Here is a 1,082-nt window from a genome sequence, read left to right on the forward strand (position 1 = left end):
TGCTGGCCAGCCGGGGTGACCCCTATCTGCTGGTGTCGCAGATGGCCTTTGCCGAGCGGGGTGTGCTCGATCGCTACCTTGCTGCGGTTCAACAGGTGGTCGACCGCCACGACATTCTGCGCACGGCCTTTGTCTGGGAGGGGCTATCGAGCCCGACCCAGGTGGTCTGGCGCAAAGCGCCGCTGGAAGTGAGCGAGGTCGAGCTGGATGAGGATGGCGGTCCCGGTCATGAGCAACTGAAGCGCCGGTTCGATCCGCGTCAGTATCGCATCGATCTTGGCCGGGCGCCGTTGTTGCGCATTGTCATCGCCCGCGAGCCGGGCAGCACACGCTGGCTGCTGTTGGAGCTGCAGCACCATTTGATCGGCGATCACACGACGCTGGAAGTGATGCATGCCGAAGTGCGGGCCGTGCTGGAGGGACGCGAGTATGAGCTTGCCGCACCGCAGCCGTTCCGCAATCTGGTGGCGCAGGCGCGGCTGGGTGTCGATGCCAAGGCGCATGAGCAGTTCTTCCGGGGGATGCTGGCGGACATCGACGAGCCGATCCTGCCGCTCGGACTGAGCGAGGTGCGCGGCGACGGCAGCGGAGTGCATGAGGCGCAGCGGATGCTGCCGCAGGGGCTCAACGATCGGCTGCGGCAACAGGCGCGGCGGCTCGGGGTGAGCTTGGCCAGTCTGTGCCATGTGGCCTGGGGGCAGGTGCTGGCGCGCAGCAGCGGCCGGGAGCAGGTGGTGTTCGGCACAGTGCTGTTCGGCCGCATGCATGCGGGCGCCGGCGCCGACCGCACCATGGGCTTGTTCATCAACACCCTACCTGTGCGGCTCGATCTGGACGGCACCGCGGTCGAGGCGAGCGTGCGCAGCACGCATGCGCGGCTTTCCGAGCTGCTGGCGCACGAGCATGCCTCGCTGGCGCTGGCGCAACGCTGCAGCGGGGTTGCGGCGCCGGCGCCGCTGTTCAGCGCGCTGTTGAACTACCGTCACAACACGCCGGCGGCCCTGGCCGGCTCCGGAGCGGAGGATGGGCTGGCGGGGGTGGAATGGCTGGGCGCGGAGGAACGCACCAACTATCCGCTGAGC

1 protein-coding gene is annotated in these 1,082 nt (G+C 68.3%); it reads left to right on the plus strand.

Translation table 11 applies throughout. The features are described from left to right. The coding region (locus BSG20_RS35425) for a condensation domain-containing protein (RefSeq protein WP_244551860.1) at positions 1-1,082 on the plus strand (1,082 nt) is incomplete at both ends.

It is taken from the genome of Rhizobium tibeticum (assembly GCF_900110205.1).
Taxonomy (GTDB): domain Bacteria; phylum Pseudomonadota; class Alphaproteobacteria; order Rhizobiales; family Rhizobiaceae; genus Rhizobium; species Rhizobium tibeticum.